Origin of the sequence: Sphingopyxis sp. L1A2A (genome assembly GCF_005502465.1) — a bacterium.
Taxonomy (GTDB): Bacteria; Pseudomonadota; Alphaproteobacteria; order Sphingomonadales; family Sphingomonadaceae; genus Sphingopyxis.
In genome coordinates this window covers 20,633-43,408 of record NZ_SCOT01000007.1, presented here as the reverse complement: position 1 = coordinate 43,408, position 22,776 = coordinate 20,633, and the positions used below count along the sequence as shown (strand labels likewise).

The 22,776-nt window shown below is 64.3% G+C and carries 17 protein-coding genes and 1 tRNA gene; 17 read left to right on the top strand and 1 reads right to left on the bottom strand.

The annotated features are described in order from the left end of the window. The first annotated feature begins 24 nt into the window (after positions 1 to 24). The 10 genes from fabF to FFS68_RS06490 all read left to right on the top strand — a co-directional run bounded on the left by fabF (position 25) and on the right by FFS68_RS06490 (position 10,431). Complete coding sequence (gene fabF, locus FFS68_RS06535; RefSeq protein WP_137752387.1) at positions 25 to 1,284, top strand: beta-ketoacyl-ACP synthase II; 1,260 nt, start codon at positions 25 to 27, stop codon at positions 1,282 to 1,284. Between the two features lie 129 nt (positions 1,285 to 1,413). Next, a complete protein-coding gene (gene mltG, locus FFS68_RS06530) occupies positions 1,414 to 2,349 on the top strand; it encodes an endolytic transglycosylase MltG (protein WP_137752481.1) in 936 nt (311 codons plus the stop codon). A 29-nt stretch (positions 2,350 to 2,378) separates the two neighbouring features. Continuing rightward, on the top strand, positions 2,379 to 3,518 hold the full coding sequence (locus tag FFS68_RS06525; protein ID WP_137752386.1) for a hypothetical protein: 1,140 nt from the start codon (positions 2,379 to 2,381) through the stop codon (positions 3,516 to 3,518). Position 3,519: 1 nt separating this feature from the next. After that, positions 3,520 to 4,272, top strand: coding sequence for an alpha/beta hydrolase (locus tag FFS68_RS06520; protein ID WP_137752385.1), 753 nt, complete (start codon positions 3,520 to 3,522; stop codon positions 4,270 to 4,272). 103 nt (positions 4,273 to 4,375) lie between these two features. Continuing rightward, positions 4,376 to 4,936, top strand: coding sequence for a peroxiredoxin (locus FFS68_RS06515; protein WP_137752384.1), 561 nt, complete (start codon positions 4,376 to 4,378; stop codon positions 4,934 to 4,936). A gap of 87 nt (positions 4,937 to 5,023) precedes the next feature. Then, entirely contained in the window at positions 5,024 to 5,509 is a 486-nt protein-coding gene (locus FFS68_RS06510) for a 2'-5' RNA ligase family protein (RefSeq protein WP_137752480.1), read from the top strand. A gap of 61 nt (positions 5,510 to 5,570) precedes the next feature. Continuing rightward, positions 5,571 to 5,647 (top strand) — tRNA-Met (locus tag FFS68_RS06505). 318 nt (positions 5,648 to 5,965) lie between these two features. After that, complete coding sequence (locus FFS68_RS06500; RefSeq protein ID WP_137752383.1) at positions 5,966 to 8,269, top strand: TonB-dependent receptor; 2,304 nt, start codon at positions 5,966 to 5,968, stop codon at positions 8,267 to 8,269. A 21-nt stretch (positions 8,270 to 8,290) separates the two neighbouring features. After that, positions 8,291 to 9,058, top strand: a complete 768-nt coding sequence (locus FFS68_RS06495; RefSeq protein ID WP_137752382.1) for an aspartate dehydrogenase domain-containing protein — start codon at positions 8,291 to 8,293, stop codon at positions 9,056 to 9,058. 65 nt (positions 9,059 to 9,123) lie between these two features. Next, positions 9,124 to 10,431 (top strand): MFS transporter, encoded by a 1,308-nt coding sequence (locus FFS68_RS06490; RefSeq protein WP_171003765.1) that lies wholly within the window; start codon positions 9,124 to 9,126, stop codon positions 10,429 to 10,431. Here the strand turns inward: FFS68_RS06490 and FFS68_RS06485 are convergent. Next, positions 10,428 to 12,212, bottom strand: coding sequence for a hypothetical protein (locus FFS68_RS06485; RefSeq protein WP_137752380.1), 1,785 nt, complete (start codon positions 12,210 to 12,212; stop codon positions 10,428 to 10,430). The genes FFS68_RS06490 and FFS68_RS06485 overlap by 4 nt on opposite strands. 281 nt (positions 12,213 to 12,493) lie before the next feature. On the opposite strand from FFS68_RS06485, the gene FFS68_RS06480 reads away from it, so the two are divergent. From FFS68_RS06480 to kynU, 7 genes are all read left to right on the top strand, one after another. Next, on the top strand, positions 12,494 to 14,875 hold the full coding sequence (locus FFS68_RS06480) for a TonB-dependent receptor (protein WP_137752379.1): 2,382 nt from the start codon (positions 12,494 to 12,496) through the stop codon (positions 14,873 to 14,875). Positions 14,876 to 14,924: 49 nt separating this feature from the next. Then, positions 14,925 to 16,682 (top strand): hypothetical protein, encoded by a 1,758-nt coding sequence (locus tag FFS68_RS06475; RefSeq protein ID WP_137752378.1) that lies wholly within the window; start codon positions 14,925 to 14,927, stop codon positions 16,680 to 16,682. A gap of 23 nt (positions 16,683 to 16,705) precedes the next feature. Beyond that, positions 16,706 to 17,623, top strand: coding sequence for a hypothetical protein (locus FFS68_RS06470; protein WP_137752377.1), 918 nt, complete (start codon positions 16,706 to 16,708; stop codon positions 17,621 to 17,623). A gap of 17 nt (positions 17,624 to 17,640) precedes the next feature. Then, positions 17,641 to 18,324, top strand: coding sequence for a fumarylacetoacetate hydrolase family protein (locus FFS68_RS06465; RefSeq protein WP_137752376.1), 684 nt, complete (start codon positions 17,641 to 17,643; stop codon positions 18,322 to 18,324). 111 nt (positions 18,325 to 18,435) lie between these two features. Continuing rightward, the gene (locus tag FFS68_RS06460; RefSeq protein WP_137752375.1) at positions 18,436 to 20,064 is read left to right on the top strand and encodes a thiamine pyrophosphate-binding protein; all 1,629 of its coding nucleotides are present in this window, start codon (positions 18,436 to 18,438) and stop codon (positions 20,062 to 20,064) included. Continuing rightward, positions 20,061 to 21,527: an aldehyde dehydrogenase family protein gene (locus FFS68_RS06455; protein ID WP_249340049.1), complete on the top strand. Its 1,467-nt coding sequence runs from the start codon at positions 20,061 to 20,063 to the stop codon at positions 21,525 to 21,527. Before FFS68_RS06460 ends, FFS68_RS06455 begins: the two co-directional genes overlap by 4 nt. After that, positions 21,493 to 22,764: a kynureninase gene (kynU, locus tag FFS68_RS06450; protein ID WP_137752374.1), complete on the top strand. Its 1,272-nt coding sequence runs from the start codon at positions 21,493 to 21,495 to the stop codon at positions 22,762 to 22,764. Before FFS68_RS06455 ends, kynU begins: the two co-directional genes overlap by 35 nt. Positions 22,765 to 22,776: the final 12 nt, after the last annotated feature.

Genomic DNA, 22,776 nt, shown 5'->3' with positions numbered 1-22,776 from the left:
ACGGGGCCGACGAAAGGAATGACTATGCGCCGGGTTGTGGTGACGGGATTGGGTTTGGTGACGCCGCTGGGCGCCGACGTGGAAACCGTTTGGGCCAATCTGCTCGCCGGTAAATCGGGCGCCGGGACGATCACCCATTTCGACGCCTCGGACCAGAAATGCACGATCGCGTGCGAGGTCAAGGGGCCGGACCATGAATATGGTTTCGACCCCGGCAAGCGCGTCGATCACAAGGTGCAGCGCCAGGTCGATCCGTTCATCATCTTTGGCATCGACGCCGCGGGGCAGGCGATCGAGGACGCGGGCCTCGAGGACATGACCGAAGCGCAGAAACTGCGCGCCGGTTGCTCGATCGGGTCGGGCATCGGCGGCCTGCCGGGGATCGAAAGTGAAAGCCTGCTGCTCGCCGAAAAAGGTCCGGGCCGGGTGTCGCCGCACTTCGTCCACGGCCGCCTGATCAACCTGATTTCGGGGCAGGTCAGCATCAAATATGGCCTGCAAGGCCCCAATCATGCCGTCGTCACGGCTTGCTCGACCGGCGCCCATTCGATCGGCGACGCGGCGCGGATGATCCGCGACGACGACGCCGACATCATGCTGGCGGGCGGCGCCGAGGCGACGATCTGCCCGATCGGTATCGCCGGCTTCGCGCAGGCGCGGGCGCTCAACATGACCTACAACGACCGCCCCGAAGCGGCCAGCCGCCCCTATGACAAGGACCGCGACGGTTTTGTGATGGGCGAGGGCGCGGGCGTCGTCGTGCTCGAAGAATATGAACATGCCAAGGCGCGCGGCGCCAAAATCTATGCCGAGGTCGTCGGTTACGGGCTGTCGGGCGACGCCTATCATGTCACCGCGCCGCATCCCGAAGGTTCGGGCGCCTATCGCTCGATGGAAATGGCGCTGAAAAAGGCCGGGATGACCCCGTCGGACATCGATTATATCAATGCCCATGGCACCTCGACGATGGCCGACACGATCGAGCTCGGCGCGGTCAAGCGCCTGTTCGGCAATGCGATCGGCGATGTGTCGATGAGCTCGACCAAATCGGCGATCGGCCATCTGCTCGGCGGCGCCGGGGCGGTCGAGACGATCTTCTGCATCCTCGCGATCCGCGACCAGATCGTCCCGCCGACGCTCAACCTCGACAATCCCGACGAGGGGACGGACGGTGTCGACCTGGTTCCGCACGTCGCGAAAAAGCGCCCGGTGAAGGCGGCTCTGAACAACAGCTTCGGCTTTGGCGGCACCAATGCAAGTGTGATCGTGAAGGCGATCGATTAAGCCTCGCGCTCCCAAATCCGTTCGCCCTGAGCTTGTCGAAGGGCTGCTTTTCCTTCAGGCTGGGCCAGAGAGAAGAACAGTGCTTCGAGAAGCTCAGCACGAACGGTTTGGGATTGAAATCCGATGACAATGACACGGCTGCTGCTGGCGTCTTTCCTTGCCCTCCTGCTTGCCGCCTGTTCGCCCGGTGCGCCGCAGGATGCGGAAATCGTGATTCCGCAGGGCGCGAGTATCGCGAAAGCAGGCCAGATACTGGAGGACGTCGGTGTGGTTTCCGCCTCCAGCTTCCGCAACGAAGCGCGCTTCTTTGCCTCCGACGATCCGATCAAACCCGGCGAGTACAAGATCGAAAAGGGGATGGACGCGGGCGACATCCTCGAACTGTTCCAGTCGGGCAAAACGATCCAGCGCCTCGTCATGATTCCCGAAGGCATGCCGTCGATCATGGTGTGGGAGCGGCTGATGGCCGAAAAGCGCCTGACCGGTACAATCCCTGTGCCGGCCGAAGGCAGCATCCTGCCCGACAGCTACGCCTTCACCACCGGCGAAAGCCGTGCCGCGGTCGTCAAACGCATGCAGGCGGCGATGGACAAGGCGTTCAACGAACTCTGGGCCAAACGCACCCCGCGCACCGCCGCCAAGGATCGCAACGAAGCGATCACGCTCGCCTCGATCGTCGAGAAAGAAACTGGCGTTCCCGCCGAACGCCGTACCGTCGCCGGGGTCTATACCAACCGGCTCGCGGTCGGGATGAAACTGCAAGCTGACCCGACGATCATCTACCCGCTCACCAAGGGCAAACCGCTCGGCCGCCGCATCCTGCGCTCCGAAATCCAGGCGGTGAATGATTACAACACCTACAGCATGATTGGCCTGCCCAAGGGACCGATCGCCAACCCCGGCAAAGCCTCGATCGCCGCGGTGCTCGATCCCGAGCCGACCGATTATCTGTTCTTCGTCGCGAAAGGCGACGGCGGCCACATCTTCGCGCGGACGCTGTCCGAACATAATGCCAATGTGCAGAAATGGTATCAGCTGCGGCGGGATCGCGGGGAGATGGAGTAGCGTCAATTCGCGATGCAAGGAGAATGGTGATGCGACATGTTTCGGGCCTGATTGTCTTTTCGCTGTTGCTCACCGCCTGCATGGCGGGCGGCGGCAGCGCGGCGGAACAAACCGGTAGCGACATCCGGATCGAGATCGGGCCGCGTCTCAGCGCCCCGCGCGCCACGCACCAGCTGATTGCCGCAGGGGAAGGGCGCTTGCTCGCGATCGGCGGATGTGTTCGTTCGGGCTGCGAGGCCGGTCCCGCGAGCGCAACGGTCGACGTCATCGATGCGCAAAGCATGGAAATGGTCGGCGGCGGCAGCCTCCTCGTACAGCGTATCCAGCCCTCGGCGGCCGCGCTGCCCGATGGGCGCGTCCTCATTTTTGGTGGCTGGGTCGACGGGCGCGTATCGACGACGACTGAAATCTTCGACCCTGCGACGGGAAAGTCGCTGGCGGGACCGGTGATGGCAGCGCCGCGAAATGCACCCGCGGTCGTTCGCCTTGCCGATGACCGCATCCTGATCGCCGGTGGCTATGACGGCAGCGATGTGCGCTCTGACGCTGAAATCTTTGATCCGACCACGGGCCGCCTGACGGCCACTGGTCAGCTAGCCACCGCCCGTAGCGGCGCGACTGCGACCTTGCTGACCGACGGGCGCGTGTTGATGGTCGGGGGCGGACGGCCCGATCGTGCGCCGACTCGCGCTCTGGCGAGCGCAGAAATTTTCGATCCAACTACCGGGCGCTTCAGTCCCGCCGGGCAATTGGCGCAGGGCCGTTACAAACATGGCGCGCTGCGTCTGGCAAACGGCGACGTGTTGATTGTCGGCGGATCCGACGCGCGCGACTATGACGGCAAGCTGCGCTCGGTCGAGCGCTTCGACGTCGCGGCGGGCCGCTTTGTCCCGGCCGGCAATCTCGCCGATCCCAGGTTCAAGATCGCCGACGGGTTGCTGTTGCTGCCGGGAAACAAGGTGCTGGTGGCAGCAGGTGACACTGCGCCAGAAATCTTCGACGTCGCCAGCGGCACCGGCGCGCGACTCGATTACGACCTCGGCGGTCAGTGGAATTACATGACGCTCGTTCGCGCGGACGCGCGTACCGCGCTGCTCGCGGGAGGTTACCGCGAAGGGCGGATCGAACCGACCGACCAAAGCTGGATCATCCATTTGCCGAAGGGTTGATATGACCACCGCCAAACTCTTCCTCCACGGCGTCCCCGACAGCCCGGCGATCTGGCGCCCGCTGCTCGCCGCGCTTGATTTGGGCGACACGCCCGTCGCGGTTCCCGCGCTCCCCGGCTTCACCGCGCCGCTGCCCGGGGGATTCCCGGCCACCAAGGAAGCCTATGCCGACTGGGCAATCGGACAAGCCGAAGCGTTGTTCGTCGCGCACGGCCCGATCGACGTTATCGGCCATGACTGGGGCGCGCTGATCGCGCAGCGCGTCGCGATGTTGCGCCCCGATCTGCTGCGCAGTTGGGCCATCTCGAACGCGGTGATCGATCCCGACTATCGCGGCCACCGCGTCGCGCGGATCTGGAACACCCCGATCCTGGGCGAAATCTTCATGGCGCTCAGCAAACCCGCAAAACTGGCGGAGGGATTGGCGGCGCAGGGCATGCCCGCCGACATCGCCGCCGAAGAGGCCGAGCAGTGGCAGAACAAGGACAAGCGCCGCGCGATCCTGAAACTCTATCGATCGGCGAAGGGGCTCAGTTTCGAGCATGACTGGGCGCGCGATATCGACAAATTGCCCGCGCGGGGGGCGTTGATCTGGGGCGCCGACGACCCATATGTGCAACTGTCGGTCGCGCAGCGCTTCAGCGCGAACACCGGCATCCCGCTCACCGTCATCGACGGGGCAGGGCATTGGGCGATCGCCGAGCGACCCGCAGAGGTCGCGGCGGCACTGCATCGCTTTTGGTCCGCGCTCTGATCGTCTGACCCAATCAATATAAGCGGCCCACTCGATTTGACCCGCGTCCGCCGGTCTGCTTTTGGTGCGCTGCACAAAAATCCCACAGAAAGGATTCTCTCCCATGATCAATCAACCCGTTCCCGCCGTGACCCTCAAGACGCGCGTCCGCGACGAGGCTGTCGACGGCCCGAACCCATTCCGCTGGCAGGACGTCGACACCGGCGAAGCCTTTGGCACCGGCCGTCACATCCTGTTCGGCCTGCCGGGCGCCTACACCCCGACCTGCTCGAACGAGCAGTGCCCCGGCTTCGAGCGTCTCTATGCCGATTTCGCCGCCGAAGGCGTCGCCGACATCCATTGCATCAGCGTCAACGACGCGTTCGTGATGTATAATTGGGGCAAGAGCCTGGGCATCCAGAACGTCAAGATGGTCCCCGACGGCTCGGGCGCCTTCACGCGCCGCATGGGCATGCTGATCAACAAGGATCATGTCGGTTTCGGCATGCGCAGCTGGCGCTACACCGCGATCGTCGACGACGGCGTCGTGGTCCAGATGTTCGTCGAACCCGGCATCAACGACGTCGGCACCGACGCCGACCCCTATGTCGAATCGACCCCCGAAAAGGCGCTCGATTGGGTGAAGGCGAACCCGTATCGCGGCAAGCTGTCGCAGGCGGCGTAAACTGACGCTGATATGACCTCAGGCGGCCCGGCCATCCCCCCTCCCGATCGGGCCGCTGGCGCCGCACCCATCATCGTGACCGCGACGATGGGTGCGGCGGACCAGCGCTTTTTCGACAATCTGCGCGCGGCGCATTTCCCGCCCGAGCGCAATCATCTGACGGCGCATATCACGCTGTTTCACCAGCTGCCGCCGTCGGCGCTGGGCGAACTCGACGGGCTGATCCGCCGTATCGCCGCCGACACGCCGCCGCCGACCGCGCGGCTGCGCGAGCTCTATTCGCTCGGCAAAGGGGTGGCCTATCGCATCGACAGCCCCGGGCTGCTGGCGATCCGCGAGCGGATCGCCGAGCATTTCACCGGCATGCTGACCGCGCAGGACCAGGGGACACCGCGGCTCCACATCACCGTCCAGAACAAGGTGACTGCCAGCGAAGCCCGCGCGCTGCTGGCCGAACTCGCCGCCGATTTCGTGCCGCGGCCGCTGGCGATCACCGGCCTGGCCGCGCATCATTATCGCGGCGGCCCATGGGAAGCGGCGTTCGCACGGAATTTTCGCGGCCCGCGCACATGATATTGACCGCGGGCAAAGCCCTGCCTATAGGCGCTGCTCGCCCGATGCGGCGGCCTTTCGGGGCGGAGTAGCTCAGCTGGTTAGAGCAGCGGAATCATAATCCGCGTGTCGGGGGTTCGAGTCCCTCCTCCGCTACCAACAGCATGAAATCATCAGCACCCAAAATCATCACGGTCGCTTTTGGCCGGGACCGGCGATCAGCCTTTGCCGGGATGGGTGAAGCCCAAGCGCTTGAAAAGGCCTTGAGGTCGTGCGGCGGCGTGTTTGGGCGGCTGGGAGCACTCGGTCGTGATATAATCAAATCCTATAGTAATGGGCTGCATTATTATTATTCATATAGACCCGGCCCGATAACCTTCTTGTGTCTGAACTGAGACATTCACCCCTCTGTCACGTGCCGGGAAGACGCGGCGCACAGGCTGGTCGGCGGTTTGTCTTGGGCAAAAGGGGGACGCAATGAACAAGAAAATGACCAAGGGCCGCGCGGCGTTGATGCTGGGAATGGCGACCGCGATGACCAGCCCGCAGGTCGCGATCGCGCAGGATGCGGCGGGCGCGAGCAGCGTCGGGCTGGAAGAAATCGTCGTCACCGCGCGCAAGCGCGAGGAAAATCTGCAGTCGGCGCCGGTGTCGGTGGCGGCGCTCAGCGGCGATGCGCTGGCCAAGGCCGGCATCGACGAATTTTCCGAGATCGCCAATCGTGTCCCCGGCTTTACCTTTAACCCGGACAATGTGTCCGAACCCAATATCTTTCTGCGCGGGATTGGCACCGACATCGAGAGCGCCGCGTCGAGCGCGGCGATCGGTTTTTTTCTGAACGACGTCTATCTGCCGCGCGCGCAGGGCACGGCGATCGAACTGTTCGATCTGGAGCGCGTCGAAATCGTCCGCGGGCCGCAGGGCACGCTTTATGGCAAGAATGTCGTGGGCGGCGCGATCAACTACATCACCCGCAAACCGACCGACGAATTTCGCGCCGGCGCCGAAGCGGGGATCGGCAATTATGGCGGCTTTGACGTCAAGGCGAATGTGGCGGGCGGGCTGGCCGAGGGATTGTCGGGCAGCATCGCCGCCACGGCGCGGCGGCACGACGGTTATGCCTTCAACAGCTTCACGGGCAACGACGTCGAGGATCTGACGGCGTTCGGCGCGCTGGCTCAGCTGCGTTATCAGCCCAACGACAGCCTCGACATCCTGCTGACCGGCGATCTGACGCGGCGGCGGGCGCGCGGAAAATGGGTCGATATCCAGACCCCGTCGACCCACAATATCCCGTTCGTGAATCCCGATCGGCGCCGCGGTCCGAACAACATCGACGGCAAGCAGGACGCCGATCTGGGCGGCGTGCATCTCAGCGTCAATTGGGACAGCGGCGCCGGCACGCTGACCGCGATCAGCGCCTATCGCGAGGGCAGCTTCAAGGTCGTCAATAATGACGCCGGCAGCTTTATCGATTTTACCCGGCTCGCTTATGGTCCCGATGGCCGCATCGATTTCTTCGGGTTCGACCGTACCCGGTTCAACGACGATTATTTCATCAACAACAAAGATGAAAAGGTAAAGAGCTTCTCGCAGGAATTGCGGTTCCGCTCGGACTGGGACGGGGCGTTCAACCTGCTTGCCGGGGTTTATTACCAGCATGAGCAGGTCGACCGCGTCGAGGATGCCGATTACATCTTCGTCCGCTTTTTCGCGCAGGGCCGCGAGATTGCCGAAACTGGCCTGAAGTCGGACACCTATGCCGCGTTCCTCGAAGGCACCTATGATTTCACCGACAGGCTGGGGGTGACCGCGGGCATCCGCTACACCAAGGACAGCAAGCGTTTCACGGTCTATCGCGAGACGATCGGCGATTTTCTGGGCGCCGATTTCGAGGATGAGAACGGCAATTTCACGCGCAGCTTCTCGGCGTCGGACAAACAGAGCTGGGACGCCTGGACGCCCAGCATCAACCTGCACTGGCAGGCGGGCGAAGATGCCTATCTTTATGCGCTGGTGTCCAAGGGCTATAAATCGGGCGGCTGGAACGGCGAAAATGCCACCAACCCCGGCGAAGCGCGCGTGTCCTATAACCCCGAATATGCCTGGAATTACGAAATCGGGGCGAAGACGACCTGGCTCGACAACCGGCTGCGTTTCAACGTCACCGGTTTCTGGACCGAGTATAAGAATCTCCAGACGCAGCAGTTCGTGATCTTTGACCCCAATCTGCCCGCCGACAATGTCATCGCCAATGCGGGCAAGGCGCGGGTGAAGGGGATCGAGCTGGAAACCGCTTTGGTGCCGGTTGAGGGGCTGACGCTGTTCGCCAACTACACCTATATGGACGCCAAGATTACCGGCGACCTGATCAGCACCGAACTGCGCTTCGACTTCAGCTGTTTCTGCAACGTTGCCGTGCCGACCAACCTCAAGGGCAATGTTCTGCGCCGCTCGCCCGAAAATTCGTTCAGCGTCGGCGGCGATGTGACGGTGCCGCTCAGCAGCCGCCTCAACGGCTTTGTGCGCGCCGACTATAATTGGACCGACGATTTCTTCTTCGACAATGAAAATGGTTTGCGTACGGCGCAGGATTCGGTCGGCGTCCTCAACGGCTCGATCGGGGTCGCGACCGAAGACGATAAATGGGAACTGCGCCTCTGGGCCAAGAACCTGACCAACGAACTGTATGAATCGGGCAAATCCGACGTGATCGGATCGGTGCTCGTGTCCTACAATCCGCCGCGCACCTATGGCGCGACGCTGCGGTGGAAATATTGATCCGCTAGCAAGGCCGCGGCGATGCGCATCGGTTTGATCGGTTTTGGTTTTATCGGGGCCGAACTCTATCAGCGCATCGCCGCGGACCCGGGGTCGGGGGAGGTGGTGTTCGTCCACAATCGAACGCCGTCTCGCCTGACCGCGATCCCGCCCGAGCTGATTTTGCACGACCTGGCCGGGGCGGCGGACTTCGCCCCCGATCTGATCGTCGAAGCGGCTGGTCCTGATGTGACCCGTGATCATGGCGCCACGTTTCTGGCCTTTGCCGACTATCTGCCGCTGTCGCTCACCGCGCTTGCCGATGATGCGCTGCGCGAGCGGCTTTGCGATGCGGCGGCGCAATCGGGGCAATCGCTGCTGATCGCGCATGGTGCGCTCGTCGGGCTCGACAGTCTGATCGAATGGCGCGAGATGTGGGAGGGTGTCACGATCACCTTTCGCAAGCCGCCCGCGAGTTTGGGCGCTGGCGAGGCGCGGCCGGATCGCGAGAGCCTGTTGTTTGACGGCAGTGTCCGCGACGCGGCAGCGCGCTATCCGCACAATGTCAACGCGATGGTTGCCTGCGCGCTGGCGACCACCGGGCTCGACCGCTGCCGCGCGCGGCTGATTGCCGACCCCGCGATCGATCATCTTGAACTGACGGTCGAAGCGCGCGGCCGCGACGGTTCGCAGCTGTCGATTCAGCGCCGCCAGCCAGCGATGGGGGTATCGGGCAGCGAAATGGCGGCCGCCGCCTATCGATCGATCCTGCGCACGGGCGGCATAAGCGGTCCGGTCGAATTCCTATGACCGGCGACCCTGACGCGGTGCGGGCGGTGGGCCGTTTGCCAATGGATGCAGGGGGCAGCGCGACCATGACGACTGTGCCAATTCAGACGACGATCGACGAGCTGGCGTTCGGGCCGTTCCATGCCCGGGTGCTGGCGCTGGTCGCCGCGATCATCCTGCTCGACGGCTTCGACATCCAGCTCGCGGCGTTCGCCGCCCCGGCAATCCTCGCCGACTGGCAGATCGGCTCGGCGGCGCTGGCGCCGGTGATGGCGGCGTCGCTGGTCGGCATGGCGTTCGGCACCAGCATCGGCGGACGCATCGGCGACCGGTTCGGACGGCGGCCGGCGCTGATCGGCGCGGTGCTGTGGTTCGGGGCCACCGCGATGCTGACCGCGCTGTGCACGGGCGTAACGAGTTTTTCGATCCTGCGCTTTGTTACCGGGCTGGGGCTGGGCGCCGCGGTGCCCAACGCCACCGCGCTGGTCGCCGAATGGATGCCGACGCGCGCGCGCCACTATGCGGTCACGGTGATCTCGGTCGGGGTGCCGTGCGGCGGGATCATCGGCGCGGGCATCGCATCATGGCTGATCCCGGCCTATGGCTGGCCCGCGGCGTTTCTGCTCGGCGGCGCGTTGCCGCTGCTGCTGTGCCTCGTCATGCTGCATGGCTTGCCCGAATCGCCGATCCTGCTCGCCCGCCGCGGGGGAGCGGATGACCGGATCGCGCAGATGATCGCCGCGGCGGGTGGCGCGGCACGGGGGCCGTTCGCACCGCCGCCGGTGGTAGCGGCCAGCGGTCAGGTTTTCGGACCGGCGCTACGCCGCGCGACCTTTGGCATGGCGATCGCTTTCTTTGCCGCGTTGATGGGGGTCTATGCGCTGCTCAGCTGGGTGCCCGTGCTGCTGTCGAACGCCGGTTTTCCGATGGAGCGTGCGATCCGCGGTGCGATGATCCTCAATCTCTCGGGCGTCGCGGCGTCCTTCGCACTGACCTGGCTGATGCTGCGGATCGGGTCGCGCGCGACGCTGATCGGCACCGCCTGCGCCGCGATGGCGGCGCTCGCGCTGTGGGCAACGCTGTTGCACACGCCTGGCGTCGCGCCGGGGCTCATCCTGCTCGGTCTGGCGGCAACGGGGGCGACCGTCTTGTCGCTGCAAGTGCTGCTGCTGACCCTGTCGGCGCATGTCTTTCCGGTCGAGTGCCGCGCGGCGGGGATCGGCTATTCGATCACCTTCGGCCGCGTTGGCGCGATCCTCAGCGCGTTCGGCGCCGGGATGTTGCTGGCGCAGCCGGGCGGAATGCTGCTGTTCTTCGCAATGCTCGCGGGCGCGCTGATATTGCTGGCGGCGGGAGCGATGCTGATCGACCGGCACATGCCTGCGCGGCGCTAGGGCCGCGGCGGCCAAGGCCTTTCGGGCGCCTTGAACACCGGCTTGCCGAGCAACGGCGACGACAGCGCGTAAAAGCCATGGTTGGTGAACGCCCACAGGATGTTGCGGTCATATTCGGCATAGACGCCATAGGTCAGATTGCCCTGCGATTCGCCGCCGGTTTCCGCGTCGGTGGGAAAACGCGGTACGAAATATCCGGCGATCACCGGCTTGGTCGGATCCTTGACGTCAAAGATCTGCACCCCGGCGTTGTAGAAGGCATATGAGACGAGGCCGTCGCGGAAACGGCCCGGCTGGGTCAGATAGCCTGACCTTTTGGGGCCAAAGCTGCCGCGGCGCTGGCAATAATCGGTGAAGCCGGCGTCGGCGGGCGGGGTCGGCCGCGGGAATTTCGCCGCGATCTTCAGATGCGCCGGATCGCGCGCATCGACGACGAAGATGTCCTTATAGGGTTCATAACATTCGTCGTTCATCGGATAGCCGTTGCTGAAAATATAGCCGGTCCGCTCATATTGGCTGAGGTCGACATTATCGAACTCGGTCCCGGCGAATTTCGGCACCTGGTTCACATGGCCGACGATCTTGATCTCGGTGGGGTTGCTGACATCGAGCGCATAGAGCCCGAGCCCGGCCATCGCTCCGAAAGCGATCTTGCCGCCCGCATCGGGCGCCTTGGTCATGAACGGCGGCATCCGCGATCCGAACCACGAGGTGCGGTTGCCGGCGCGCGGGTTCATCAGATAGGCCGCCTCATGGTCGGGATCGCCGAGGATCTGCCCAGGCGCGGCAAACTGGCTGACAAAGGCGGGGTTGGCGGGATCGCTCATGTCCCACACCTGATAGCCGGGGGTATAGATATAGTCGGCGAACTCGGTCAGCACGAACCGGTCGTCGGGGGCAGTCGACAGGAACATATATTTGCCGCCGGTCCACGCCGGAATGTCGAGCGCCCCCGATCCCTGCTGCTCGCCATAGGGCGCATCGGGGTGGCGATAGTCGGTGGTGCGTTCGGCGATCAATTGCCACTGGTCGGGCAGCGGCCCGTCCATCGCATAGACGCGAAAACCCTTCAGCCCTTGCCAATGTTTGAGCGTATCGACGCCTTTGGGCTCGCGGTACTTCTCGTCCATGACGCCATAGCGCGGCACTTCAAAGGCCTGCACCATCACATATTTGCCCAGCCCCTGGTGCCACTGGACATTCGCGGCGCCGAACCCGTCAGTCTTGGCATAGGGGTTCACAATGTCGCGCTTGCCATGCGCGACGACGCGCTGGCCGCGCCGAAAGACCAGCTTGGCATGGCGCGGGTCGGTGATGTCGAAGATGCCGAGGCCCGAGCGGTAATAGACATACATGTACCGTTTTTTGCCGAAATCGACGATCGTCTGCCAGGTGTGGCCGGTCGACGGAATGAAGTCGTAAAAGGCCAGCACCTCGACATTTTTCCGGTAGGATTTCTGGTCCCAATGATCGAGCTGGCCGGGGAAGTTGGGCGCGGTGCGGACCAGCGGCGTCGCTTTGGGATGCCGGAACGTCCCCGTCGCGGCGTCCATGCCATAGTCTTGGCCCGGCAACGGGGCCGGGGGCTTGCGGTCATAGGTGAGGTTCCACCAGGCGCGGATATCGGGATCAGGGATGTCGCTTTGCGCCGCGGTCAGCGGCGGCTGGGGCAGGGCGCCTTCCGCAGGGTCGTCCTTGGCCAGAGCGGGGGCGGCTACGCTGGCCATCAAAAGCGCCAGAGCGCAGCCGACGCCCGGAAACCCACGTTCGATACGCCGCATATCAGCCTCCCATATTGCGATTAAGACAGGCTTGTCGGCCGCGGGGCGCGATTGATCCAATCGTGAATGGCCGGGCCGCTATAATGGGTTGGGGATATCGACAGCGCGCAACCGGGCCAAATGGCGATCGACAGATATGGCCAAACATGAATATCAGCTAATATAAAATCTATTATATCGATATATAAACGCCAGTAACGTCCAGACGGCAATTTCAACAGGCCGACACAGACGCTTGCCCATCGGAGGCAAAGCGCGACCGGCCGCTGAGGAGACGGATAATGGGATCAAGTCGGACGATGCGCTGGGCGCTGCTTGCAACGGTGGCCACCTGTGCCGCGCCGAGAGCGGCGTTGGCGCAATCCGCGCCTGACGCGGCCGTCGCAGCATCGGCGAACGACGAGATTGTCGTGACCGCCCGCAAGCGCGAAGAAAGCCTTCAGGACGTGCCGATTTCGGTCCAGGCGTTCAGCGGCGCCGCGCTGGAGCAAGCAGGGATCAAAGATTTTTCGGAAATCGCCTATCGCATTCCTGGCCTCAAGCTGAGCGCCGAGCGCGCGGTCGACACCGAATTGTTCATTCGCGGCATCGGGTCGGACATTCAGGGCGCCGGTGCCGACGGCGCGGTCGGCATTTTCGTCGACGGCGCCTATCTGTCGCGCGGCACCGGATCGTTGCTCGACCTCTATGATCTTGAGCGCGTCGAGGTGCTCAAGGGGCCGCAGGCGCTGCGCTTTGGCAAGAGCGTCGTCGGCGGGCTAATCAACTATGTGACCAAAAAACCCGGTGACACTTTCGAGGGCCGTTTCGAGGCGACCTATGGCAATTACGACAAGCTCGACGTCGCGGCCTCGGTCCGCGGGCCGGTGTCGGACACGCTGGGGCTGGGGCTGGTCGTCAGTTCGCGCAAACATGACGGCTATGCGATCAACACGCGCGGCGGCGACGAAGAGGACCAGAATGTCCAATCGGTTCGCGCCCAGCTGCGCTGGCAGCCGAGCGCGACGCTCGATATCAACCTGTCGGCCGATTACACCCGCCACCGCGACGGCGCGCGCTGGGTCGATGTTATCGTGCCCGGCGACAGCAACGAAGTCACTTTTAACAGCTTCTTTGCCCCGCCGATCGCCAGCCTGCCCGGATTTGTGCTGCCGAACCGCAACGCGCCCTTCCAGAGCGCCGACCGCCGCAAGGGCGCGCATAATTTCACCGGCTATCAAAATTCGGACATGTATGGGGTCAGCGGATCGATCGACTGGGAAGCGAGCGACAATCTAAGCATCGCGTCGCAGACCGCCTATCGCGATTCCTCGCTCGCGGCGCGCGAGGATGGGTCGGGGCTGTTCTTTGACTTTGCGGTCGATCCGGCGACCGACGCGCCCGACATCACGCCGGCGATGGTGGCGGGGCTGGGCACCTATCTGGCGACGGTCCCCGACAGCTATTTCGACAGCGGCAAGGCCGAGGATGTGAAGCAGTTTTCGCAGGAACTGCGGCTGCGATGGGATGATGGCGGCCCGCTGCGGCTGGAGGGCGGGGTCTATTATCTGCGCGAAAATATCCGCCGCGGCGAGGACGTGAACTTCCTGTTCCCCGATTTCCAGGCGATCACCGAATTCGCTTTCGCCATGGCCTTTGGCGGCACTCCGGCGTCGCCCTTTCCCGGCTCGAACCACACGGTCACGACGTCGAAGAACGACAATATCGGGGTGTTTGGCGAAGTCAGCTACAGCCTGTCCGACCAGCTCACCTTCGATGCCGGGCTGCGCTATGCCTATGACCGCAAAAGCTATTCGAACAACCGGTCGGGCGACTCGTTTGAAGGCGCACCGGTGAATTTCACCGTTACCGACAAGCGCAGCTGGGACGCGTGGCTGCCCAGCGCGACGCTGCGCTTTGAACCCAGCCGGGATGTGACGCTCTATGCGCGCTATGCCAAAGGTTATAAGCCCGGCGGCTGGACCGGTGAAGATGCGAACACCCCCGCCGAGGCTTTGGTGTCATTCGAGCCCGAAACCGCCGATAGTTTTGAACTGGGGGCCAAGCTGGCGCTCGCCGACCGGCGCGTGTTCATCAACGCGGCGGGTTACTACACGCTCTACGACAATCTCCAGACCAACCAGTTCCTGTCGCCCGGTCCGGGGCTGCCGCCCGACAATTTCGTGTTCAACGCCGCCAACGGCACCCGCGCTTATGGCCTTGAGCTCGATGTCCAGGCGCGGTTGACCGACAGTTTCAGCGTGTCGGGCAACTATGCCTATTCGCGGTGCAATTTTACCGGCGAGCTGATCATCGACGATGATGGCACCGACCTGGACGGCAACAGCTGTCGCCGCACCCCCAAACATGCGTTCGGTATCTCGGCCAATCTCGACCAGCCGATCAGCGACACGATCGTCCTGCTCGCGGGTAGCGATTTCCAATATACCGGTGCCAATTTCTTCGACAATCCGAACACCCCCATCCTCAAATTCGACAGCGAGATTTTGCTCAACGCGCGGATCGGGGTGCGCGATGCCGACAGCAAGTGGGAGGTCACCGCCTGGGTCAAGAATCTGACCAACGAGCTGAACTATACCAGCAAGCTCGAACTGTTCGGTACCATCTATGGCACCTACATCCCGCCGCGCACCTATGGCGTGACGGCGCGGTTCCGCTTTTAGGGCGGGCCGGGGCCATGCTATCTTGGATCAACACAATGGGGACATGCCGATGAAACGCAGAGTGAGGATCATCGGCAGCGGCGCGGCGGTCATCGCCGGGCTGCTCTATGCCACCGTGCTGACCGCGGCGAGCGGCGAAGGCGGTCATGCCACCGGTCCGGTCAACATCGTCGATCCCTATCTGAAGGCGTGGCACGAGGCGGCGCCCGAAAACCCGCCGCGCCCGCCGGTGCCCGATGTCGATTATGGCATGAACCCGGCGACCGGCGCATTTCGTCACCCGGTCGCGACCCCGCTGACCACCAATGCGCCCAATTTTGCGGGCCAACTCGATCATTGGGACCAGAACAGTTACGCCAAAAATGTCGAGGTGATCGGTTTTTATCCCGGCGTGACCTCGCCCTGGCATGCGTGGGCCAGTGTCGTCGATTTCGGCGGCAAAAGATACCTCTACACCCACGACCGCGACTATCTGCGGATCATGGACGTCACCGATCCGGCCAAGGCAAAAATCGTGTGGTCGCGCGGCGGCGTCTGGGATGCCAAGGGTTCGAGCGAAGATTGGGATGCATCGGCCGTCACCGACTATTTCGGCGGCGTCACCATCGCGTGGAACCAGAAACTGCAGCGCAATGTGCTGGTCGCGTCCTACGAGATCGGGCGCTTTGGCCTGATGGACGACAAGCTGCGCCAGCCCGACAAGGTCGCGGCGCAGCGCAATTACAATTCGCTCAAGGGTTTCAAGGTGTTCGTGATGAACGGCCCGACCCCCGATACGTGGGATATGATCGCGACGCGCACCACCGACTATCAGCACCCCGACGCGCCGATCGGCAAGCAGCAGGGATCGGGGGCGCTCGATGCGGCGACCTGGTGGGGCGGCAAATATATGCTGTTGTCGGCGGCGCCCGACGACAGCTATTCGCTGACCGAATATCCCGACTATCTCTATTCGCCCGGTTATCAGGTCTGGGACATGGCGGACCCCGCCAACCCCAAATTCGTGTCGCAGATCAGCGTGCCGGGGCAGCGGCTGGGCGACAAGGACAGCGAGGCCGCCTATCTCGCCAACCCGCGCGCGGGCAACCGGACGAGCTGGATGGGATCGCGCAACCCGATCGTGCTGGCCAAGCCGATCGAGGCGGGCGGCCGGATCGGTTTCGGCGGCATGGGCGGGCTGGGCTTCTACACCTTCGACCTTGCTAACCCGGCGGCGCCGAAGACGCTCGGCCACCTCAGCGTGCCGCCAAGCTATGCCGGCACCGAGTTCGACAATGTCGATGTCAGCCAATATGACCGCACCGGCTTTGTCTTCTCGAACGGCTATCCAATGAACGAGAATTGTTACGAGCCGTTCAAGGACATTTTCTCAATCGACGTTCGAGATCCGGCCAACCCGAAGGTCGCGGCGAAATTCCCGCGGCCGGTGCCGCCGCCGGGTGCGTCCTTCACCGATTTCTGTCAGCGGCGCGGCAGCTTCGGGCCGAAACGGTCGGGCGGATTGGGGCAGCCCGAGGGCGGACGCCAGGGTCTTGCCATCTATGCCTTCTACAACGCCGGGATCCAGATTTTCGATGTGAAAGACCCCGCGAAGCCGAGCATTGCGGGCTATTTCGTCCCGCGTTTCCCGACCAAGGAGGAGGTGCCCGACTATACGTTCGGCAATTCGACCTTCGCGGTGTTCACCGAATATGATCGCAACATCATCTGGGCCTTTTCGGTCAACGGCGTTTATGCGCTGTCGAGTCCGCTGCTTGGCAAGCCGCGTCTCGCCGCCCCGAAACGAATCTGGCCCGAACGTCACTAGGTCGATCTTGAAGGACCGAAATCATGCACGAATGGAAGATTGGGTTGGCGGGAGCGCTGCTCCTCGCCGGATGCTCGGGCGCGCCTGCAGAAAAGGCGGCAGAGAAGGCTGCCGAACCGGAAGGAAACAACATCCTGCACATCAGCTGGGGCGGCATCGCCGAAGCCGATCAGGGCGAAACGAAGCGGCATTGGTCGACCTACACGATCAATCTGGTCGATGGCGGACCGGCCTATGGCTGGCTGTCCGAAAAGACGATCCGCTTTCCGCACACGCTGAATTTCGAACTCGCGGGCCATGGCAAGATCGATGCGGTCGCAATCGACAGCCGGTTCGAGCCCGTGGTCCGCGAGGACGGGTCGATGTCGCAGACCGCCGAAGGGTCGCCGGTGCGGCGCTTTGCGCTGCTCGGATCGACCGCCGGACCCGAGGGGCCGTTCGCGGTGCTGGTTGACGGCGAAGCGAAGGCTGACGCGCAGACCGTCGTCAAACTGCCCAGGGAAAGCCTGGCGCGCTGGCTGCGGCTGCGCGTCGACAGCAATTGGGCGGGCCGCGGGGCAACGCGCTTGTCGGACGTCGCGGTGATCGGCGACCTCGAACAACGCGGCGCCGCGGCGGTTGCCGACATCAGCGGCGTCTATTCGCACGAATATGGCCCGATCATGCTGCGCCAGCGCGGCAACGAGATATTGGGGTGCTACAACGATGGCCTTGGCACCTTGCGCGGCACGATGTTCGGCCGGATCATGCGGCTTGCCTGGTTTTCGAACGAGGAAGGTAGCATCGGTTCGGCGACGCTGGTGGCGGCGAACGACAAGCTCTACGGCTTTTGGTATCGGCCCGAGGACAAGATGGGCAGCCCATGGAACGCCGACAAGCAAAGCGGCCTGGGTGGCGCCGATCTGGGCCAGTGCCGTGCGGTGCTTTATCCGCCGGCTTGAATAGAAGAGGGCGCATCATGAATCTCGTTTTTCCGGTCGCAACCCCGTCCGCCGAAATCGACGGCAGCGATCAACGGTTTCCGATCCGGCGCATATTTTGCGTCGGCAAGAATTACGCCGATCATGCGCGCGAAATGGGCGGCGATCCCGACCGCGAACCGCCCTTTTTCTTTTCCAAACCCGCCGATGCAGTCATCACGGGGAGCGCCGATATTGCGATGCCGCCGCGCACCGCCAACTTGCATCACGAAATCGAGCTGGTCGTGGCACTGGGCAGCGGCGGCGCGAATATCGGCGAGGATGACGCGCGGGCGGCGGTGTTTGGTTATGCGGTCGGCAACGACCTGACCCGCCGCGACCTGCAAGCCGATGCCAAGGCGGGCGGGCGCCCGTGGGACATGGCCAAGGGTTTCGACCATAGTGCAGTCTTGTCACCGATCCGGCGGGTGGCCGAGGTCGGCCATCCCGCGTCGGCGCGCATCTGGCTGTCGGTGAATGACGAGCTGCGCCAGGACGGCGACATTGCCGACCTGATCTGGCCGGTGACTGACATCATCGCCGAACTGTCGACCTATGTCGAACTGCAGGCAGGCGATCTGATCTACACCGGTACCCCGGCGGGGGTCGGCCGGATCGTCGCTGGCGACCGGGTGACGGGCGGCATCGACGGCATCGGTGCGATCGCCAACCGCTTCGTCTGACCGGCACTCTATAACCTCTGGAATATATCGACGCGGTCATTCGGTATTATTTGTTTATGACCGACGCGCCTAGGCCGGTCGCCGAGACTGGCTCTGTTTGAAGGATCGCGCATGAAATCGACCAATGTGGCCCGCAATGTCGTTGTGGCGCTCCGCGATCTGGGGGTGCGCCATATCTTTGGTGTGCCGAGCGGCGGCTGGGTCGATTATATGGAGGCGATCCGTACCACTGACGGCATCGACTTCGTGCTGGCCAGCCATGAAGGCGGCGCGGGCTTCATGGCCGATATTTGCGGCCGGCTGACCGGGGTGCCGGGCGTCTGTTTCGGCACCTTTGGACCCGGCGCGACCAACCTTGCCACCGGCGTCGGCGGCGCGACGCTCGACCGGTCACCGATGATCGCGCTGACCGACGAAATGCCCGCGCCCTGGCGTAATCGCACGATCCAGATGGGGATCGACCATCAGGCGCTGTTCGCGCCGCTGACCAAGGCGACGATGCGTATTGAACCCGACACCGCCGTCGAGACGCTGGCCGAAGCGGCGCGGATCGCGCTGTCGGGCCGCCCCGGCGCGGTGCATGTCGGACTGCCCCAGGGGATGAGCGCGGTCGCGGTCGATGAGGCGCAGATGCCGCCGGTCGCCGCCGATCCGGTGCCTGCCGCCGCCGCCGATGATGTCGCCGCGCTCGTCGCGGCTTTCACCGCTGCCCGCAAGCCGGTGCTGGCGATCGGGCTGGGTGCAGTTCACGCGGGGGTGCAGGACCGCATCGTGGCGCTGGCCGAACGGTTCGGCCTGCCGATACTATTGACGCCGATGGCCAAGGGCATGGTGGCTGAAACGCATCCGAATTACGCCGGGGTGCTGTTCCACGCCTTGTCCGACATGGTGGGCGTGACCCATGCCGAGGCCGATCTGGTCGTCGCGGTCGGTTATGATCCGATCGAATTCAATTATGAAAACTGGATGCGCGACGGGCTGGCGCTCGCCAGCATCGACATCGCGCCCGCCGACATCGATACCGCGGTGCATCCGCTGGCCGCCGATGCAGTGGGGACGATTGCGCCGACGCTCGATGCGCTGCTGGCACTGCCTGCCGCCGCCAAGGACTGGGATCTGGCGGCGCTTGGCGCGCGCAAGGACGCAATGTTTGCGCGGCTTGTCGGGCGCGAAGGCGCCTTTAGTCCATGCGCCGCGCTCGATGTGCTGCGCGACGTGCTGCCCGACGATGGTATTATGACCTGCGACGTTGGGGCGCATACCCATCTGATCGGCCAGCATTGGCGCACCCCGGCGCCGGGAACCCAGATCATGTCGAACGGCTGGTCGGCGATGGGCTTTGGCCTGCCGTCGGCGATCGCCGCAAAGCTCTGCCGCCCCGACACGCCGGTCTGCTGCGTTCTGGGCGATGGTGGATTTTTGATGACGGCGGGCGAACTGGCGACCGCGGTGCGCGAAAAGCTGCCGCTCGTCATCGTCATCTTTACCGACAACGACCTCGCGTTGATCCGCATCAAGCAGGAAAAGAAGCAGAACCCCATTTACGGCACACCGGTGCGCGCCGAGGGGACGATCGGCGGGCCGTCGCTGTTCGGGGTTCCGGTGACCGTCGCGCGCGATCCGGCAGAATTCCGCGCCGCGCTGGAGGCGGGTTTTGCCGCGAACGGCCCGGTGATCGTCGAAGCCCTGCTCGACAGCCGCGAATATGACGGGCTGGTCCTGCGCAAGGACAAGCCATGATGCATGTCGCGTTCGACGGCGGGCGATCGCTGTTGATCGGCGGCCGCTGGGAAGCGGCGAGCGATACGATGGCGGTGATCAGCCCCTGGTCGGGCGAAGCACTGGGCGACGTGGCCTGCGCCGATGCGGGTCATGTCGATCGCGCGGTGGCGAGCGCGGTCGCGGGCGCGGAAGCGATGCGCGCGCTGTCGACCGGCGCGCGGGCGCGTATCTTGCACAATGCGGCGACGGTGCTGGCGAGCGATGCCGACCGCTTCGCCGCCGCGATCACCGCCGAGACGGGCAAGCCGATCCGCAGCGCGGCGCGCGAAGTCGCGCGGGCGGTCAACACGCTGCGCCTGTCGGCCGAAGAAGCGACGCGGCTCGCGGGCGAAACCATCGCCTTCGACAGCGTTCCGGGCGGCGAGGCGCGATCGGGCTATTATATCCACGAACCGCTGGGCGTCATTGCTGCGATCACACCGTTCAATGATCCGCTCAATCTGATTTGCCACAAACTTGGCCCGGCGCTGGGCGCTGGCAATGCGGTGGTGCTGAAACCCGCCGAGCAGGCGCCGCTGGTGGCAGTCATGCTCGCGCGGCTGTTGCTCGCGGCGGGGCTGCCCGACGGGGCGTTGCAGCTGCTGACCGGGCGCGGGCGCGATTTCGGCGATGCGCTGACCGGGCACCCCGATGTCGCGATGGTCAGCTTTACCGGCGGCGCCAGCGTCGGTCAGGCGATCGCCCGCGCGGCGGGGATCAAGCGGCTGGCGATGGAGCTTGGCGGCAATGGTCCGGTGATCATCATGGACGATGCCGACATCGCCAGGGCGGCCGATGCCTGCGTGGCGGGTGCCTTTGGCGCGGCGGGGCAGAATTGCATCGGGGTGCAGCGCATCTATGTTCACGCAGCCGTCCATGACGCCTTTCGCGATGCGCTCGTGGCGCGCGTTAAAGACTTGCGCGTCGGCGATCCGACCGACCCCGCCACCGACATCGGGCCGATGATCTCGGTCGATCAGGCCGAACGGATCGTCGCATGGACGGCCGAGGCGGTGGCCGAGGGCGCGACCTTGCTGACCGGCGGCGAGCGGGCGGGAACGCTGGTGCGGCCGACCTTGCTGGCGAACGTCGCCGACGATGCGCGCGTTGCCTGTCACGAAGCCTTTGGCCCGGTCGCCAGCCTGTTTCGTTTCACCGACCTCGACGCGGCCATCGACGCCGCCAACCGCGCCGATTATGCCATCCACGCAGCGATCTTTACCGAATCGATCCGCCACGCGCGCCACGCGGCGCTGCGCTTGCGGGTCGCCGGGGTGATGATCAACGATTCGACCGACTACCGGCTCGACGCCATGCCGTTCGGCGGCGCGGGGCGGGGCAATATGGGGCGTGAAGGCGTGCGCTTTGCGATGCGCGAAATGTCCCAGACAAAGGTGATATGTTTCCATGACGCTTCAAGCCGCCACGATCAAAATTCCTGAAACGCCCGACCGCGCTTGGTGCGAGGCGATGGATCGCGCCGACGCGCTGGCGCCGATGCGCGACCAGTTCGTGCTGCCCGACGGGATGATCTATCTCGACGGCAATTCGCTGGGCGCGATGCCGAAGGCGGCGAGCGCGCGGGCGCAAGGTGTCGTGACGCACGAATGGGGCACCGACCTGATCAAAAGCTGGAACAGTGCCGGCTGGTTCGATCTGCCGGTGCGGCTGGGCGACAAGCTGGCGCCGTTGATTGGCGCCGCGGCGGGCGAGGTTATCGTTTGCGATTCGACCAGCCAGAATCTGTTCAAGGTCTTGTCGGCGGCGGTCGCGATGCGGCCCGATCGTGGCGTGCTGATCCTCGAGGGCAGCAATTTCCCGACCAACAATTATATCGCCGAAGGCGTCGCAGCGGCGACCGGCGGGCGCGTGTCGGTACGATTGTGCGAGAAGGACGAGATTGCGGACGCCATCGACGAAAACACCGTCGCCGTCGCGATCACCCATGTCCATTACAAGAGCGGCCATATCCACGACATGGCGGCGATCACCGCGCGCGCTCACGGCGCGGGGGCGCTCGCGGTCTGGGATCTGTGCCACAGCGCCGGGGCGATGCCGGTCGATCTGAATGGCGCGGGCGCCGATTTTGCGGTCGGCTGCACCTATAAATATCTGAACGGCGGCCCCGGTTCGCCCGCCTTCCTGTTCGCGGCCAAGCGGCATCAGGGGCAGGCGTTGCAACCCGTCACCGGGTGGTGGGGCCATGCCGCACCCTTTGCGTTTGAACCGGGCTATCGGCCGCAGCCGGGGCTGCGCCAGTTTCTGATCGGCACCCAGCCGATCCTGTCGATGGCGCTCGTCGAAACCGGGCTCGATATTCATCTGCAGGCCGACATGGCGGCGATCCGCGCCAAATCGATGGCGCTGACCGACCTGTTCATTCGATTGGTCGAACAGCGGTGTTCCGCCCATGGCTTTACCCTGGCTTCGCCGCGCGCGGCCGCGGCGCGCGGCAGTCAGGTGTCGTTTGCACATGCCGAGGGTTATCCGATCATGCGCGCGCTGATCGCCGCCGGGGTGATCGGCGATTTCCGCGCCCCCGACACGGTGCGCTTCGGCTTTACCCCGCTCTACGTCGGCTATGCCGACGTCTGGGATGCCGTCGACCGGCTGGTAACGATCATGGATCGGGGCGTCTGGAAACAGCTCGAACATCAGGCACGCGACGCCGTCACATGACCGAAGGGCGAG